18 protein-coding genes are annotated in these 14606 nt (G+C 66.6%); 11 read left to right on the top strand and 7 right to left on the bottom strand.

Features of this window, described 5'->3' with window-relative positions; genetic code table 11:
• Positions 1 to 102: 102 nt before the first annotated feature.
• Positions 103 to 936 carry a hypothetical protein gene (locus ASF81_RS05835; RefSeq protein ID WP_082503469.1) on the bottom strand — a complete coding sequence of 278 codons (834 nt, stop codon included), beginning with the start codon at positions 934 to 936 and terminating at the stop codon, positions 103 to 105.
• Between the two features lie 375 nt (positions 937 to 1311).
• Here ASF81_RS05835 and ASF81_RS05830 point away from each other — a divergent pair, with 375 nt between their 5' ends.
• A complete protein-coding gene (locus tag ASF81_RS05830; protein WP_039244254.1) occupies positions 1312 to 1863 on the top strand; it encodes an OmpA family protein in 552 nt (183 codons plus the stop codon).
• A 62-nt stretch (positions 1864 to 1925) separates the two neighbouring features.
• On the opposite strand, the gene ASF81_RS05825 is transcribed toward ASF81_RS05830, so the two are convergent.
• Complete coding sequence (locus tag ASF81_RS05825) at positions 1926 to 2636, bottom strand: NAD-dependent deacylase (RefSeq protein ID WP_055806158.1); 711 nt, start codon at positions 2634 to 2636, stop codon at positions 1926 to 1928.
• Positions 2637 to 2699: 63 nt separating this feature from the next.
• Here ASF81_RS05825 and ASF81_RS05820 point away from each other — a divergent pair, with 63 nt between their 5' ends.
• Both ASF81_RS05820 and ASF81_RS05815 read left to right on the top strand, forming a co-directional pair.
• Positions 2700 to 3806, top strand: coding sequence for an S-(hydroxymethyl)glutathione dehydrogenase/class III alcohol dehydrogenase (locus ASF81_RS05820; protein WP_055806155.1), 1107 nt, complete (start codon positions 2700 to 2702; stop codon positions 3804 to 3806).
• Between the two features lie 61 nt (positions 3807 to 3867).
• The gene (locus tag ASF81_RS05815; RefSeq protein ID WP_039244257.1) at positions 3868 to 4251 is read left to right on the top strand and encodes a VOC family protein; all 384 of its coding nucleotides are present in this window, start codon (positions 3868 to 3870) and stop codon (positions 4249 to 4251) included.
• A gap of 6 nt (positions 4252 to 4257) precedes the next feature.
• Here the strand turns inward: ASF81_RS05815 and ASF81_RS05810 are convergent, their stop codons facing one another.
• Positions 4258 to 4944, bottom strand: coding sequence for a glutathione S-transferase family protein (locus tag ASF81_RS05810; RefSeq protein WP_055806152.1), 687 nt, complete (start codon positions 4942 to 4944; stop codon positions 4258 to 4260).
• Between the two features lie 87 nt (positions 4945 to 5031).
• Between ASF81_RS05810 and fghA the strand changes: the two genes are divergently transcribed.
• The 4 genes from fghA (at position 5032) to ASF81_RS05790 (ending at position 7889) form a co-directional block, all read left to right on the top strand.
• Positions 5032 to 5871: an S-formylglutathione hydrolase gene (gene fghA / locus ASF81_RS05805; RefSeq protein ID WP_055806149.1), complete on the top strand. Its 840-nt coding sequence runs from the start codon at positions 5032 to 5034 to the stop codon at positions 5869 to 5871.
• A gap of 41 nt (positions 5872 to 5912) precedes the next feature.
• Positions 5913 to 6137 carry a hypothetical protein gene (locus ASF81_RS05800; protein WP_039244260.1) on the top strand — a complete coding sequence of 75 codons (225 nt, stop codon included), beginning with the start codon at positions 5913 to 5915 and terminating at the stop codon, positions 6135 to 6137.
• A gap of 107 nt (positions 6138 to 6244) precedes the next feature.
• Entirely contained in the window at positions 6245 to 6856 is a 612-nt protein-coding gene (locus ASF81_RS05795; RefSeq protein ID WP_017504687.1) for a superoxide dismutase, read from the top strand.
• A 106-nt stretch (positions 6857 to 6962) separates the two neighbouring features.
• A complete protein-coding gene (locus ASF81_RS05790; protein ID WP_235559250.1) occupies positions 6963 to 7889 on the top strand; it encodes an MBL fold metallo-hydrolase in 927 nt (308 codons plus the stop codon).
• An 11-nt stretch (positions 7890 to 7900) separates the two neighbouring features.
• On the opposite strand, the gene ASF81_RS05785 is transcribed toward ASF81_RS05790, so the two are convergent.
• Positions 7901 to 8122, bottom strand: a complete 222-nt coding sequence (locus ASF81_RS05785; protein ID WP_055806144.1) for a hypothetical protein — start codon at positions 8120 to 8122, stop codon at positions 7901 to 7903.
• A 250-nt stretch (positions 8123 to 8372) separates the two neighbouring features.
• Here ASF81_RS05785 and rpsD point away from each other — a divergent pair, with 250 nt between their 5' ends.
• The 3 genes from rpsD to ASF81_RS05770 all read left to right on the top strand — a co-directional run bounded on the left by rpsD (position 8373) and on the right by ASF81_RS05770 (position 11991).
• Positions 8373 to 8990, top strand: coding sequence for a 30S ribosomal protein S4 (gene rpsD, locus ASF81_RS05780; protein WP_055806141.1), 618 nt, complete (start codon positions 8373 to 8375; stop codon positions 8988 to 8990).
• A gap of 188 nt (positions 8991 to 9178) precedes the next feature.
• The gene (locus ASF81_RS05775; protein ID WP_055753328.1) at positions 9179 to 9544 is read left to right on the top strand and encodes a hypothetical protein; all 366 of its coding nucleotides are present in this window, start codon (positions 9179 to 9181) and stop codon (positions 9542 to 9544) included.
• Between the two features lie 95 nt (positions 9545 to 9639).
• Positions 9640 to 11991 (top strand): EAL domain-containing protein, encoded by a 2352-nt coding sequence (locus ASF81_RS05770; RefSeq protein WP_055806139.1) that lies wholly within the window; start codon positions 9640 to 9642, stop codon positions 11989 to 11991.
• Here ASF81_RS05770 and ASF81_RS05765 read toward each other — a convergent pair whose 3' ends face one another.
• The gene (locus tag ASF81_RS05765; protein WP_055806135.1) at positions 11992 to 13104 is read right to left on the bottom strand and encodes an NADH:flavin oxidoreductase/NADH oxidase; all 1113 of its coding nucleotides are present in this window, start codon (positions 13102 to 13104) and stop codon (positions 11992 to 11994) included.
• Between the two features lie 282 nt (positions 13105 to 13386).
• Between ASF81_RS05765 and ASF81_RS05760 the strand changes: the two genes are divergently transcribed.
• The gene (locus tag ASF81_RS05760) at positions 13387 to 13782 is read left to right on the top strand and encodes a hypothetical protein (protein WP_055806133.1); all 396 of its coding nucleotides are present in this window, start codon (positions 13387 to 13389) and stop codon (positions 13780 to 13782) included.
• On the opposite strand, the gene ASF81_RS05755 is transcribed toward ASF81_RS05760, so the two are convergent.
• Both ASF81_RS05755 and grxD read right to left on the bottom strand, forming a co-directional pair.
• On the bottom strand, positions 13766 to 14206 hold the full coding sequence (locus ASF81_RS05755; protein WP_017504695.1) for a thioesterase family protein: 441 nt from the start codon (positions 14204 to 14206) through the stop codon (positions 13766 to 13768). The two genes, ASF81_RS05760 and ASF81_RS05755, sit on opposite strands and share 17 nt — an antisense overlap.
• Positions 14206 to 14559, bottom strand: a complete 354-nt coding sequence (grxD, locus tag ASF81_RS05750; RefSeq protein WP_017504696.1) for a Grx4 family monothiol glutaredoxin — start codon at positions 14557 to 14559, stop codon at positions 14206 to 14208. Before grxD ends, ASF81_RS05755 begins: the two co-directional genes overlap by 1 nt.
• Between the last annotated feature and the right edge of the window lie 47 nt (positions 14560 to 14606).

Here is a 14606-nt window from a genome sequence, read left to right as displayed (position 1 = left end):
GTTCGCACGAAACGCACCGCATAGTCGGGGAGAAAGAAATCAGACGAATTAGACAAATTAGACGGTGTTTTGCCGACGACTGTCTGAATGGTCGTCGGCGCGTCAGCCCGCGCCCAGCAGGTCCGACCAGCGCCAGCTGCCCTTGCCCAGGGCCAGTTGCGCGCCGCCGGGGCGGTCTTCCAGCTTCAGGACCGCCAGGCCTGTCATGCGCTGGCTTTTGCACTCGGCCGGGGCGAAGGCGACTTCCAGGGCGATGGCCTGGCGCACGCCCGCCAGACCCTTGCCCGCCTGGTTGCGGCTTTGCAGCCAGTCGCCGTTCCAGACCAGGATGGCGCGGCCGTTCGCATCCATGTCCTGGGACGCGGCGATGACGGCGCGGCGCACCGCCTGGTCGTCGCGCACCGCGTCCTGAACCCAGCGCACCATGTCGCAAGATCCTCCGCCCGAGCCTGAACCCGCGCCGGTCCCTCCCGAACCGCCCGATCCGCCGACGCCCGTTCCGCCGCCGCCGCCCGAACCTGCGCCGACCGTCATGGCGCCGGCGATCTGGGCCGCGCCCAGCAGGGGCAGGGGCGGACCCGACGGGGCGGGCGCGGCGGGCAGGGGTTCGACGTCGGGCGGGCGTTTGCTGACCACCAGTCGCGGTCGCGCCGCCGCCACGGCCGGCGGTCGCCGCTGGGGCGCAGGTTTGGGCGGCGCGGCCGCCTGGGCGGCGGCGGCCGGCGCGTCGGGCTTGGGCGATGGATCGGGCGCGATCACGCGCGCGGGCGGGGGAGGCGGCGGGGGCGGCTCGACCAGTTCGACCATCATCGGCGGCGACTGCGGCGCCTCGACGATCGGCTCCGCACCGCCGCGCATCAGCAGCGCCAGCCCCAGATGCGCGGCCAGGACCGGCGTCGCCGCCAGCGCCCAGCGCCGTGTGCGCGCCGCGCTCAATCGCCTATCCGTGATGGGAGTTGAACACGCCGCCGCATGGTCATCGGGACAAAACGCCTGTAAAAACCGCCATGCCCCGTTGAAAACATTCGGTCGCGTCAGGAAAGTGGCGTCGTCGTGAATACAACCGCGCGACGGCGCAGGGCGGCGATAGATGAGTGTGTCCGCCCTCCGGCATCAGCCGTCGGCGGCGCAACGTCTTCATTGAGCCGATGGTTCCATCCTCGTGCAAGAATAACGCGAATATTCGATCTGCTTATGGTCAAGCTGACACGATGCCGCCCAAAGCGCGTCATTACTCCGCCTTGTCTCATACGCCATTTTCATCTTGCGCATGAACTGGGTGTGGCGCTCCCGGCAAGAAGGAGACAGAACTTGAGCAGATCGAAACTCAGGACGGCGGTCGTCGGCGGCGCCCTCATCGCCCTCGGCTTTGCGGCCAGCGGCTGCGCCAGCCATCGTTTCGTGCGTGATCAGGTCGAAGTCGTCGACAACCGCGTGACCACCGTCGAAGGCACCGCAGGCCAGGCGCTGCAACGCGCCAACGACGCGCACAAACTGGCCGAGGGCAAGTTCCTCTACCAGGTCGTGCTGTCGGACGATTCCGTGAAATTCCCCACCGACGCGGCGGCCCTGTCGCCCGAGGCCGAACAGCGCCTGGCCCAGTTCGCCCAGCGTCTGCAGGGCGAGAACAAGAACGTCTATCTGGAAATCCAGGGCTACACCGACTCGACCGGCACGCCCGAGCATAACGACCAGCTGGGCGAGCAACGCGCCGAGGCCGTGCGTCGCTTCCTGAACCGCCAGGGCGTCGCCCTGAACCGCATGGCCACCATCTCCTATGGTCAGGAACAGCCGGTGGCCTCGAACGACACGCCGGAAGGCCGTTCGCAGAACCGCCGCGTGACCATCGTCGTCCTGGCCTAAGCCGCGTCGACCTCGAACGCCGGAACGGCGGCCGCCTTTCGCAGCGGCCGCCGTTTTCGTCTCTATAGTGTGTCGAAGAAGGCCGGCACGGCCTGCGTCGCCGGCCCGTAAACGCCTTCGTCGAACAGGCGCGCCCCCGACGTCGGCTCCAGGTTGATCTCGACCGTCCGTGCTCCGGCATACCGCGCCGCCTGCACGAAGCCCGCCGCCGGATAGACCGCGCCCGACGTGCCGATGGACACGAACAGGTCGCAGGCCTCCAGCGCCCGCTCGATCCGCTCCATCTGAAGCGGCATCTCCCCGAACCAGACGATGTGCGGCCGCATGACCCCCTCGGGGTGATGCGGCGAGGCCTGATGCGCCGCCATGTCCCCGGCCCAGCCCATCACCACGCCCGACCGGGTGCAGCGGCCTTTCAGCAGTTCGCCGTGCATATGGATCAGCTCGAACCCGGCGGCCGGCGTCGTCTCTGCATGCGCCCGGTCGTGCAGATCATCGACGTTCTGCGTCACCAGCAGGAAGTCGCCTTCCCAACGCTCCGCCAGGTCCGCCAGCGCCCGGTGCGCTGCATTGGGCCGCACCTCGGCCAACTGCCGCCGCCGCTGATTGTAGAAGTCCTGCACCAGCGCCGGATCGGCCGCATACCCTTCCGGCGTCGCCACATCCTCCACCCGATGCCCGCACCACAGCCCGTCCGACGCCCGAAAGGTCGGCACGCCGCTCTCGGCCGATATGCCGGCTCCGGTCAGGACGACGAGGTTTGTGTATGACATGACGGCTTCATACCATCCTGCGCCTGCCCTAGAAGAGAAGGGAATCGTTCAGGAGCCCCCGCCATGAAAACCCGCGCCGCCGTCGCCTTCGAGGCCAAACGTCCGTTGGAGATCGTCGAGGTCGATCTGGAGGGGCCGCGCGCCGGCGAGGTGCTGATCGAGATCAAGGCCACCGGCATCTGCCACACCGACGCCTATACGCTGGACGGGCTGGACTCCGAGGGCGTCTTCCCCTCGATCCTGGGCCACGAGGGCGCGGGCGTGGTGGTCGAGGTGGGGCCGGGCGTGACCTCGGTCGCGGTCGGCGATCACGTCATCCCGCTGTACACGCCGGAATGCCGCCAATGTAAGTCGTGCCTGTCGCGCAAGACCAACCTGTGCACCGCCATTCGCGGCACTCAGGGCAAGGGCGTCATGCCTGACGGCACCAGCCGCTTCAGCTACAAGGGTCAGGCCATCGCCCACTATATGGGCTGCTCCACCTTCTCGAACTACACCGTGCTGCCCGAGATCGCGGTGGCCAAGATCCGCAAGGACGCGCCCTTCGACAAGGCCTGCTACGTCGGCTGCGGCGTGACGACGGGCGTCGGCGCCGTGGTCAACACGGCCAAGGTCGAGCCCGGCGCCAACTGCGTCGTCTTCGGCCTGGGCGGCATCGGCCTGAACGTCATCCAGGGGCTGAAGATGGTCGGGGCCGACATGATCGTCGGCGTGGATATCAACGGCGACAAGGAAGAATGGGGCCGTCGCTTCGGCATGACCCATTTCGTCAATCCGAAGGAGGTTTCCGACGTCGTGGCCCATCTGGTCCAGCTGACCGACGGCGGCGCGGACTACACCTTTGACTGCACCGGCAACACCGTCGTCATGCGCCAGGCGCTTGAGGCCTGCCACCGCGGCTGGGGCGAGAGCGTCGTCATCGGCGTCGCCGAATCCGGCAAGGAGATCGCCACCCGCCCGTTCCAGCTGGTGACCGGCCGCGTCTGGCGCGGTTCGGCCTTCGGCGGCGCGCGCGGCCGCACCGACACGCCCGAGATCGTCGACTGGTACATGGACGGCAAGATCGAGATCGACCCCATGATCACCCACACCTTCGCCCTGGACGACATCAACAAGGCCTTCGACCTGATGCACGAGGGCAAGAGCATCCGCTCGGTCGTGGTGTTCTGACGCCTTGCGCGTCGTCGGGTTCGTTGTTTAAGAAAACGGACTGAAAGAGGGAAATCTGACCATGTTCACCCACGTCACCGTCGGCGCCAACGACATCGAGGCGTCGCGCCGGTTCTATGACGCCGCGCTCGGCGCCCTTGGCGTCGAGCCGGGCCAGGGGCCGGATCCCAAGGGCCGCTACTGGTGGCGCACCCGCATGGGCGCCTTTGCGATCGGCGCGCCGATCGACGGCGAGCCGGCCTGCCATGCCAACGGCGGAACCATCGGTTTTCACGCCAAGACGGCCGAGATGGTCCAGGCCTTCCATGACGCCGGCGTCGCCGCGGGCGGTCGCGCCATCGAGGACCCGCCCGGCGAACGCAAGGGCCCCTTCGGCCCCATGATCCTGGCCTATCTGCGCGATCCCTCGGGCAACAAGATCTGCGCCATGCACCGGGTGGGGTGAAGGGCGTCAGCCGGCGGCTTGGGCCTCACGGTATCGCATGTCGCGGGGGCCATGTGCGGCGATGGTCGCACACTGGTCCGCGACGGCCTTTCGATAGGCCGGGCGATCCAGGCAGCGGTCGAAATAGGCCTGCAGCGCGGGATAGGCCTTTAACATGTCCAGCGATGCGGCGATCTTCAGGACTGAACTCATCATCAGGTCGGCGACCGTGAAGGTTTCTCCGACCAGCCACAGACGGTCGCCCAGCGCGAGCTGGAGCTCGGATAATCGCTTTTCGGCGAAGGGCAGAACCTGCGGCCGCCGCGCCGCCTTGGCCGCTTCGTCGGGCAGGAAGAACTCGGCCTCGCTGACGTTGATCAGCGCGCCTTCGACGCTGTTCAAGGCAGCGAAATACCAGGTCAGAACCTGCGCTCGCATCACCGGATCGGACGGGATCAACACGCCCGCTCGTTCGGCGATGTCCCAGACGATGGCGCCGCTCTCGAACATCGGAGCGCGGCCGTCCTCCTCCAGCGTCGGCACCTGACCGAACGGCTGAAGCGCACGGTATTCCGCCGACTTCTGGTCCACTGCATCCAGCAACCGGATTTCATAGGCCCAGCCCGCCTCGTTCAGGATCCATCGCACGCGGTGATCCCGAACTTGTCCGGCGGCGAAGGGCGGAACCCATTTGAAAGCGGTGACGGTGATCATCTTTTGATCCTCATGGTCGGTCGCTCGCCGACTCTATCACGAGCTTCGCGCGTTGCGGACATCGGCCGGTTGCACTAGCCAGAAGTCATGACCTTGCAGACCACCAAGACCCACGCCGTCCACGGCGGAACCCTGCGCTATCTGAAGCACGACAGCACGGCGACCGGCACGCCGATGACGCTGTCGGTCTTCACGCCGGCGGGCGAGGGGCCTTTCCCGGTGCTGATCTGGCTGTCGGGCCTGACCTGCACCGAGGATAATTTCACCACCAAGGCGGGGGCCTACCAGGCCGCCGCCGAACACGGCGTCATCATCGTGGCGCCCGACACCAGCCCGCGCGGAGAGGGCGTCGCCGACGATCCCGCCTATGACCTGGGCCAGGGCGCGGGCTTCTATGTGGATGCGACACAGGCGCCCTGGGCGCCGCATTTCCGCATGGAGACCTATGTCACCGAGGAACTGATCGCCCTGATCGACGCCGAGTTTGCGACCACGGGCGTCCGCTCGATCAGCGGCCATTCGATGGGCGGCCATGGCGCCCTGACGCTGGCGCTGAACCACCCCGACCTGTTCCGTTCGGTCTCCGCCTTCGCGCCGATCTGCTCGCCGACCCGGTGCGCCTGGGGCGAAAAGGCCTTCACCGCCTATCTGGGCGACGACCGTGCGACGTGGGACCGCCACGACGCTGCAAAGCTGATCGCCGCCGGCGCGGCGCGCGGCGTCTATGACGACATCCTGATCGACCAAGGCGACGCCGACAGCTTCCTGACCGACCAGCTGAAGCCGGAACTCCTCGAAACCGCCGCCGACGCCGCCGGCCAGAAGGTCACGATCCGTATGCAGCCCGGCTATGATCACTCCTACTTCTTCATGGCCAGCTTCATCGCCGACCACATTGCCTTCCACGCCAAGCAGTTGAACGCGTGACCGACTGTCTCTGATCGCCTGGCGGTGATAGAGGGGGCACCATGAGCGCTTCTGATCCCTACGAACCCATGTTTTCCGCCCTGTGCCGCGAGGTGGGCTATTGCCTGCACGCCAAGGGGCAGAAGCGGGTGATCGAGGCCCTGCCCAAGGGTCTGGACGCCGCGGTGCGCGCCGTCTTCGCGGCCGAGGGCGTGGATGAACCCAATGCGCCGGGCGATGTGAAGCGGGCCGTTCGCGATTGCCTGAAGGCGAACTTGCCAGCTTGACCGTTACGGGTCGATAAGTCGGAACAATTCCAGGCGCTGTCGCTTGGGTTTCATGAACGGGCGCCTAGATGAGGCGCATCGGAAACTTGTCGCGAGAGGAACCTCCCATGGCCTTCACCCTGCCCCCGCTGCCCTACGCCTATGACGCGCTGGAGCCGGCCATCGACAAGGAGACGATGACCTTCCACCACGACAAGCACCACCAGACCTATGTCGACAACCTGAACAAGGCCGTCGACGCCGACGAAAACCTGAAGGGCAAGTCGCTGGAGGAAATCTTCACCAGCATCTCCACCGCGCCCAAGGCCGTGCGCAACAACGGCGGCGGTCACTGGAACCACAGCCTGTTCTGGGAACTGCTGGCCCCGGCCGATCAGGCGGGTGAGCCCTCGGCCGAGCTGAAGGCCGCCATCGACGCCGATCTGGGCGGCATGGACAAGTTCAAGGAAGACTTCAACGCCGCCGGCGCCGCGCAGTTCGGTTCGGGCTGGGCCTGGCTGATCGTGCAGAACGGCAAGCTGAAGATCACCTCGACCCCGAACCAGGACAATCCGCTGATGGACGTCGTGGACGAGCGCGGCGAGGTCATCCTGGGCGCCGACGTCTGGGAGCACGCCTATTATCTGAAATACCAGAACCGCCGCGCTGACTATCTGAAGTCGTTCTGGACGGTGGTGAACTGGAACAAGGTCAACGAACTCTACGCCGCCGCCAAATAAGGCCGGCTCAGACCAGAGACCGAGAGATGACGACGCCCGCCGGAACCTCCGGCGGGCGTTTTCGATTGCGTCATCGCAAACGGAGATCAAAGCGATGCGGATGATGATGACGGGGGCTGCTTTCGCGGCCCTGATGTTGGCGGCCTGTAACCCCAACGCAAACGCGCAGAAGCCCGGCGATCCCGCGCCGCCCAATCCCACCCAGACCGTCGCCGCGCCAGCCGAGAAGCCGGTCTATCGCTTCAAGATCGGCGCGCTCGACGCCATCGCCCTGTTCGACGGCGAGAACCCGGTCAAGAACGACAATCAGACCTTCGGCGTCGGCCTGACGCCGCAGGCGGTCGCCGCGCCCCTGACTGCCGCCGGACAGCCGGCCGATCCGATCATGCTGGAAATCCATCCGCTTCTGGTCAGGAACGGCGCACGCACGATGCTGTTCGACACGGGCCTGGGCGAGGGCAAGGGCCAGTTGATGGACAGCTTGCAAAAGGCGGGCGTCGATCCGGCCTCGATCACCGACGTGCTGATCTCGCACGGCCACCCGGACCATGTCGGCGGCCTGATCCGCAACGGCGGCCTGGCCTTCCCCAATGCGGCGATCCGGATGTCGCAGGCGGAATGGGCGTCCATCCGCGCCAATCCCGAACTGGCCGATCTAGTGCGAATCATCACGCCCAAGGTTCAGGCTTTCGAACCGGGCGGCGAGGTCGCGCCGGGCGTCCAGTCCCAGGATACGGCCGGCCATACGCCGGGCCACGTCGCCTATCTGATCGCCGACGGCCAGAACCAGCTGCTCTACACCGGCGACCTGATGCATCACTGGATACTGTCGGTCGAGCATCCGGACTGGAAGGTCGGCTATGACGACGATCAGGCGGCAGGCCTGAAGGCGCGGCTGGACGAGGTGACGGCGCTGCGCAACTCCGGCGCCCACATCTACGCCTATCACTTCCCGTTCCCGGGCCTGGGCAAGGTCGCGACCCGCGAAGGCCGGGCCATGTTCATCTCCGAAGCCCAGTCTGCAAAGGACTAGGCCGCGAAGGACTAGATGCGAAGATCCACGCCGTGCCGGGTGCGCGCGTTCATGCGCTCGGCATGGTGCTGGCGAACCATGCGGCGCTGGCGCAGCATCTCATGGATGCCGTCGGCGAGATCGAGCAGTTGATGATCGCTCAAAGGCTCGACCAGATCGACCAGCTGCGTCTTCAGCGTCTGCATGGCCTTGTCGGACAGGCCGGTCTGAAAGCTGTTGGGTTCGGGCTGCATTCCACTCCTCCTTGTCCTCATGCGTGGTTTGGTTGCGTCAAGGGAAGGGTGGGGCGACGGGATCGTTCCATTCCATCGTGCTTAACGGCCCGCCGTGCTTGACTCCGCCGCCCTTGCTGGCCATAAGCGCCGCCTTCCACGGGTCCGCTTCGGCGGGGCCGGGATGAATGACGGAAGATGCGTGGACCGCCGTTGAGATCGCATTCCCAATCCAGGGGATGCCGGGCCGTATCGTCGAAAAGAGAATAGAATGTCCAAGCGCCACAGCGCCAAGTACAAGATCGACCGGGCCATGGGTGAGAACCTGTGGGGCCGCGCCAAGTCGCCGGTCAACAAGCGTTCTTACGGTCCCGGCCAGCACGGCCAGCGTCGCAAGTCCAAGGTTTCGGACTTCGGTCTGCAACTGAAGGCCAAGCAGAAGCTGAAGGGCTACTACGGCAACATCACCGAGAAGCAGTTCGCCAAGACCTATGACGAGGCCGCGCGTCGCAAGGGCAACACCTCGGAAAACCTGATCGGTCTGCTGGAATCGCGCCTGGACGCCGTCGTCTACCGCGCCAAATTCGTCCCGACCGTCTGGGCCGCCCGCCAGTTCGTCAGCCACGGCCACGTCCTGGTCAACGGCAAGAAGGTCGACATCGCCTCCTACCGCGTGAAGCCGGAAGACGTCGTCACCGTGAAGGAAAAGTCGCGCAACATGGCTCTGGTGCTTGAAGCCCAGCAGTCGTCGGAACGCGACGTGCCGGATTACCTGGAACTGTCGGACCGCTCGTTCTCGGTTCGCTACGTCCGCGTGCCGGAACTGTCGGACGTGCCGTACGCCGTGAAGATGGAACCGAACCTGGTCGTCGAATACTACGCTTCGTAAGCGGAGTTTTCTTCAGAGCGGCTATCGGCCTTCGGCCTACTTGAGCCGCTTCTGGATTTGAGTTTGGAGGGCCTCGGATTCGTCCGGGGCCTTTCGTTTTTATCCTGTTCCCTCCAAGGGCGAACAGGCGCATTCTCGGCCGGTTCAGGCTTTGAGGCAGGGGAGGTCGTCAGTTGCGCGACTCCATCATGAAACGCTTGGCTTTGATCGCCGCCGCATCGGCGGGCCTGGCCGCCTGCGCCAGCCGTGGGGAACCCACCGTCTCCACCGCGGGAATGCCCGGCGCGCTGGAGCCGATCCATGCCGCCGCCTTCACCAAGGACCAGGCCGTCTTCTGGGTCAGTTCGAACGGCTGCACGGCCAAGGAAGACCTGATCCCGATCGTCAGCCTGCAGGGCGGCAGCGCCGTCATCACTCTGCGCCGCATCGACGAGGACAAGTGCAAGCAGGACCTGGTCCAGGGCGTCGAGCTGAAGTGGTCGTTCGAGGAGCTGGGCCTGACGCCCGGCTCGCCCGTCAGCGTCAACAACCCCTATCAGATGCCCCGCTCCTGAAAACGGCCGTAGCGTTTCGTTAAGCCTGTTCGAGCGCGTCTGATTAAGCAACGTCCGTTACGACGACAGACCGTCCCCCCAAGGTCTGTAGCTTCATGCGCTTCTTCACCTGCCTGACCGACGACCATAATCTCTGGCTCGTCGCGTTGGCCGCCGGCCTGTGCCTGATCGGTTCGATCATCACCTTCCGCTTGTATCGCCGCCTGCGCGCCGCCGAAAAGGGCACGCGTCTGGCCTGGGCCTTCATGGGCGCGGTAGCGACCGGGGCGACGATCTGGTGCACCCACTTCGTGGCGATGATCGCCTATGAGCCCGGCGTCACCATCAGCTACGGCCCGGTTCTGACCGGCCTGTCCCTGGGCGTCGCCATCGCCGGCAGCGCGCTGGCGCTCTGGGTGGCCTCGCGCCGGATGCCGGCCTCGGCCGAGATCGGCGGCGTGCTGTTCGGCCTGACCGTGGTGGCCATGCACTATACCGGCATGGCGGCCTTTGCGACCGACGCCGTCATCCACTGGTCGGCCCCCTATGTCGCCGCCTCCGTGGCGGGGGCGGTCGTCCTCGGCGCCCTGGCGTTCAATCGCGCCCGGCAGTCCGGCAAGGTCGTCCCGGTCGTGCTGATGGTCCTGGGCATCGTGGCCCTGCACTTCACCGGCATGGCCGCCATGACGATCGTGCCGGTCGGCGCGCTGGTCGATATGGGCGCTGTCGGATCGACCAATCTGGTCCTGGCCTTCGCCGTTTCCGCCGTCGGATTGATGATGCTGGGCACCGGCGTCGCCAGCCACGCCCTGGACGTCCAGTCCCGGCTTCAAGCCAAGGCGCGCCTGGATCACCTGATCGAGGGCAGCGTCGATGGCATGGTGGTCGAACAGGACGGCGTGATCCTGGCCGCCAACGCCGCCTTCGCCGATCTGACGGGCGTCCCTCACCACGCCCTGATCGGCGAACCGCTGTCGCGCTGGATCGCCGGCGTCGCCGATCTGGCGGTCAACGGCCTGAGCCAGTCCAAACTGGTCGCCGAAGGCGGGGCGGACATCCCCGTCGAGATCGCCGTGCGCCGCGACTGCGGCCGCGACCATATCCTGATCTACGCCGTGCGCGATCTGCGCATGCGTCAGGCGCAGGAGCGTCGCATCGCCCATCTGGCGCGTAACGACGGCCTGACCGGCCTGCCCAACCGTTCGTCCTTCTTGGAATGGCTGACGCGCCAGACCGCCGACCTGACCGTTCCGAACAAGGTGGCCCTCTTGGCCATGGACCTGGACCGGTTCAAGGAGGTCAACGACGTTCACGGCCATGCCGCCGGCGACCAGCTTCTGATCCAGATCGCCGAACGGATGCGCGCCTGCCTGCGCCACGACGAGTTCATCGCCCGCCTGGGCGGGGACGAGTTCGTCGCCGTCGTGCCGATCCGGCAAAAGGACGACGCCCTGGATCTGGTCGCGCGCCTGCGCGATGCCGTCACCGCCCCGGTCGTGCTGGATCATGCCGAGGTCGCCTGCGGCCTCAGCACCGGCATCGCGATCTGGCCCGACGACGCCCACGACCCGTCCGCCCTGATCAATGACGCGGACCTGGCCATGTACCGCGCCAAGGCCTCGCTGGGGACCGACGTCTGCTTCTACGAGGAGGAGATGGACGAGGCGGTGCGCAATCGCCGTCGCATGGCCCAGCAGATGCGCGAGGCTCTGGATCAGGGCCAGTTCAGCCTGAACTGGCAGCTGCAGGCCGCCGTCGATACCGGCGACATCACGGGTTACGAGGTGCTGCTGCGCTGGATCCAGCCGGACGGGACCTTCATTTCGCCGGCCGACTTCATTCCTCTGGCCGAAGAGAACGGTCTGATCCTGCCGATCGGCGAATGGGTGCTGCGCACCGCCTGCGCCGAGGCCGCCAGCTGGACCGAACCGCACAAGATCGCCGTCAACCTGTCGCCGGTCCAGCTGGGCCACGTCGACCTGCCGCGCCTGGTGCATCAGGTGTTGGTGGAGACCGGCCTGTCGCCGTCGCGGCTGGAGCTGGAGATCACCGAGACAGCCATGATCACCGACATGGAGCGCACGACCCACGTCCTGCGTCAGTTGAAGCTGCTGGGCGTCTCCATCGCCATGGACGACTTCGGCACCGGCTATTCGTCGCTATCGACCCTGCGCGCTTTCCCGTTCGACAAGATCAAGCTGGATCGCTCCTTCATGTCCGAACTCGACGGCGGACCTCAGTCGGCCGCCATCATTCGCGCCGTCCTGGCCCTGGGCGAGAGCCTGCATATCCCCGTCCTGGCCGAGGGCGTCGAGACGCTGGAGCAGCTGGCCTTCCTGCGCGACCAGGGCTGCGACGAGGTCCAGGGCTATCTGCTCGGCCGCCCCCAGAAGACCGCCGAGGCGGAAATCCAGGCGGCCGCACGGGTCTTGTGGGCCGTCGATCCTTCGATGGAAAAGGCCGCCTGATCAGGCGGGAGTGTTGGCGCGATCATAGGCGGGCCAAACGCCCTTGGCGGCGCCGCGATACTGGACCGGCAGGCCTTCATCCTCACCCAGGGCGACGGCCGCATGGTGCGCCCAGTGCGGGTCGTCCAGCGCCGCGCGTGCGATGGCGATGAAGTCCGCCTGACCCGAACGGACGATCTCTTCGGCCTGCTCAGGATCGAAGATCATGCCCACGGCCATGACATTGGCCTGCGGCGTCGCCGCCTTCACGGCCTGGGCGAACCGCAGTTGATAGCCCGGCTCGCCGCCCGGAATCTTCGCCTGCGCGACGTTGCCGCCCGACGTCAGGTGCAGATAGTCATAGCCCATGTCGTGCAGCGCCTGACCAAGGGCCGTCACCTCGTCCAGGGCGATGCCGCCCTCGACCCAGTCCGAGCCGTTGAAGCGCACGCCCAGCGCCTTGGTGCGGGGCCAGGCGTCGCGCAAGGCCTGGGCGACCCGCAGCGGGAAGCGCGCCCGGTTCTCATACGATCCGCCGAAATCGTCGGTGCGGTTGTTGGACAGGGGCGACAGGAACTGGGTCAGCAGATAGCCGTGGGCGGCGTGCAGTTCGACCAGATCGAACCCGGCGCGGTCCGCCCGCCGCGCCGCGTCCTCGAAGACGGCGACGACGCGATCCATGTCGGCCGCGGTCATGGCGGTTGGCGTGTGCCAGTCATCCTTGAACGGTTCGGCCGAGGCGCTGAAGGTTTCCCACGCGCCGTCTTCAGCCTTCAGGGCGCCGCCGCCCTTCCACGGCGCGCTGGTCGAGGCCTTGCGTCCGGCGTGGGCCAGTTGGATGCCGATCGGGGTGTCGCTGTAGGTGCGGATGTCGCGGATGATCCGGGCGAAGGCCTCTTCCTGGGCGTCGTTCCACAGGCCGGTGTCGTCGGGCGTGATCCGTCCGGCAGCTTCCACCCCCGTCGCCTCGACAATGACCAGTCCTGCGCCGGAGATCGCCAGTCGTCCCAGATGCTGCACGTGCCAAGGCTGAGGCACGCCGTCGATGGCCGAATACTGGCACATCGGCGCGATGGCGACGCGGTTCTTCAGCGTCAGGGGGCCGACGGCGCGGGGCGAGAACAGCTGGCTCATGAAGGACGATCCGTGGGGCAGGAGAGGGGGGACTGTAGCTATGGCGGTTGCGGTCACGTTCAACCCCGATCCTTTCCGATTGTTCACCCAGCTTTCCGATTATTCACGTGTGCACGCCCGGCCCACGCGGCACAAAAGGGTCAAGCTTCAACTGGGGAACACACCAATGCTTCGTCTCGCTCTCGCCATCGCCATCGCCGCCCCGCTGCTGTCGGGCTGCATCATCGTCTCGACCGAAAAGCCGACCACGCGCGTCATCACCGCGCCGGCCTCGGGTCAGTGATGCGCAGCCTGATTAAGGGCCAGATGATCAAGGGTCTGGCGATCGCGGCCCTGGTCGCGCCGCTGCTGTCGGCCTGCGTCATCTATGACAGCGATGCGGGCGAAAACGTCTCGGTGAACCTGCGCCGCGACGACGCCCCGCCGGCCGAGGCCATCCGCGAAGCCCGGTTCGCCGACGGCGCCCTGGTCGCGCGCGTCGATTCGAATGGCTGCACCCAGGCGTCGGATTTCGAAGTGTCGGTGTCGGACGGCTCGCCGGCCGAGATCACGCTTCGCCGCACCAAACAGGACCTGTGCAAGGCCCTGGTCCCGGACGGCGTCGAGCTGCGCTGGACCTATGCCGACCTGGGCCTGGAGCCCGGCACGCCCGCCCGCATCCTCAATGCGCTGAAGTAGGCGTCTCGAACACGACCAGCATGTCTGGCGGAATGCGCTGCGGTCTCAGGGTCGCAGCGTCCACCAGCACCCATTCGGTGACGCCCTGGGCGCAGACGCGGCCTTGGGCGTCCTCGATGCGGACATAGCGGGTGAAGCGCGGTCCCTGCGGATCGCCGACCCAGGTGCGGGCGACCACGCCCTCTGCGCCCGGCTCGATGCCGCGCAGATAGTCGATCTCATGCCGGGTCGCGACCCACGACCATTTCGCCCGCGTCGCCTCGTCGAAGCGCGCATTCCAGTGGGCCGTGCCCGCGTCCTGCAGCCAGCCGACATAGACGACGTTGTTGACGTGGCCGTTGGCGTCGATGTGCTCGGGCCGCACGTCCAGCGGCACGACGAAGACCTCGCGGTCCTCGCGCGGCGTGAGGGTCTTCCTGGCCATCAGGCCTCGCCGAGCGGCACGCCCTTCTCGACCATCAGGGCCTGAAGTTCGCCGGCCTGGAACATCTCGCGGATAATGTCCGATCCGCCCACGAACTCGCCCTTCACATAGAGCTGCGGAATGGTGGGCCAGTCGGTGAAGCTCTTGATGCCTTCGCGCAGGGCTTCGTCCTGCAGCACGTCCACGCCCACGAAGCCGGCGCCGACATGATCCAGGATCTGCACCGCCAGAGACGAGAAGCCGCAGCGCGGCTGGTCCGGCGTGCCCTTCATGAACAGAACCACGTCGTTCTGGGCGACGGTTTCGCCGATGAAGGCGTGGACGGGATCGGCGGCTTGGGCGGTGTCGGTCACGGATGCGGGCCTTTCGTGAAGCCCGTCAGCTAGGGAGCCGAACGGGC

Source organism: Brevundimonas sp. Leaf168 (assembly GCF_001423685.1).
GTDB lineage: Bacteria > Pseudomonadota > Alphaproteobacteria > Caulobacterales > Caulobacteraceae > Brevundimonas > Brevundimonas vesicularis_C.
Note: the sequence above shows the minus strand (reverse complement) of the source record. Positions and strands in the feature narration are given on the sequence as shown.

What these genes read in the sequence shown, in the direction of transcription:
- ASF81_RS05795 (WP_017504687.1), top strand. Translation starts at nt 6,245, where the DNA reads ATGGCCTTCACCCTGCCCCCGCTGCCCTACGCCTATGACGCGCTGGAG.
- ASF81_RS05785 (WP_055806144.1), bottom strand. Translation starts at nt 8,122, where the DNA reads ATGCAGCCCGAACCCAACAGCTTTCAGACCGGCCTGTCCGACAAGGCC.
- rpsD (WP_055806141.1), top strand. Translation starts at nt 8,373, where the DNA reads ATGTCCAAGCGCCACAGCGCCAAGTACAAGATCGACCGGGCCATGGGT.
- fghA (WP_055806149.1), top strand. Translation starts at nt 5,032, where the DNA reads ATGACCTTGCAGACCACCAAGACCCACGCCGTCCACGGCGGAACCCTG.
- ASF81_RS05800 (WP_039244260.1), top strand. Translation starts at nt 5,913, where the DNA reads ATGAGCGCTTCTGATCCCTACGAACCCATGTTTTCCGCCCTGTGCCGC.
- ASF81_RS05820 (WP_055806155.1), top strand. Translation starts at nt 2,700, where the DNA reads ATGAAAACCCGCGCCGCCGTCGCCTTCGAGGCCAAACGTCCGTTGGAG.
- ASF81_RS05765 (WP_055806135.1), bottom strand. Translation starts at nt 13,104, where the DNA reads ATGAGCCAGCTGTTCTCGCCCCGCGCCGTCGGCCCCCTGACGCTGAAG.
- ASF81_RS05770 (WP_055806139.1), top strand. Translation starts at nt 9,640, where the DNA reads ATGCGCTTCTTCACCTGCCTGACCGACGACCATAATCTCTGGCTCGTC.
- ASF81_RS05825 (WP_055806158.1), bottom strand. Translation starts at nt 2,636, where the DNA reads ATGTCATACACAAACCTCGTCGTCCTGACCGGAGCCGGCATATCGGCC.
- ASF81_RS05775 (WP_055753328.1), top strand. Translation starts at nt 9,179, where the DNA reads ATGAAACGCTTGGCTTTGATCGCCGCCGCATCGGCGGGCCTGGCCGCC.
- ASF81_RS05760 (WP_055806133.1), top strand. Translation starts at nt 13,387, where the DNA reads ATGCGCAGCCTGATTAAGGGCCAGATGATCAAGGGTCTGGCGATCGCG.
- ASF81_RS05810 (WP_055806152.1), bottom strand. Translation starts at nt 4,944, where the DNA reads ATGATCACCGTCACCGCTTTCAAATGGGTTCCGCCCTTCGCCGCCGGA.
- ASF81_RS05815 (WP_039244257.1), top strand. Translation starts at nt 3,868, where the DNA reads ATGTTCACCCACGTCACCGTCGGCGCCAACGACATCGAGGCGTCGCGC.
- ASF81_RS05755 (WP_017504695.1), bottom strand. Translation starts at nt 14,206, where the DNA reads ATGGCCAGGAAGACCCTCACGCCGCGCGAGGACCGCGAGGTCTTCGTC.
- ASF81_RS05790 (WP_235559250.1), top strand. Translation starts at nt 6,963, where the DNA reads ATGACGGGGGCTGCTTTCGCGGCCCTGATGTTGGCGGCCTGTAACCCC.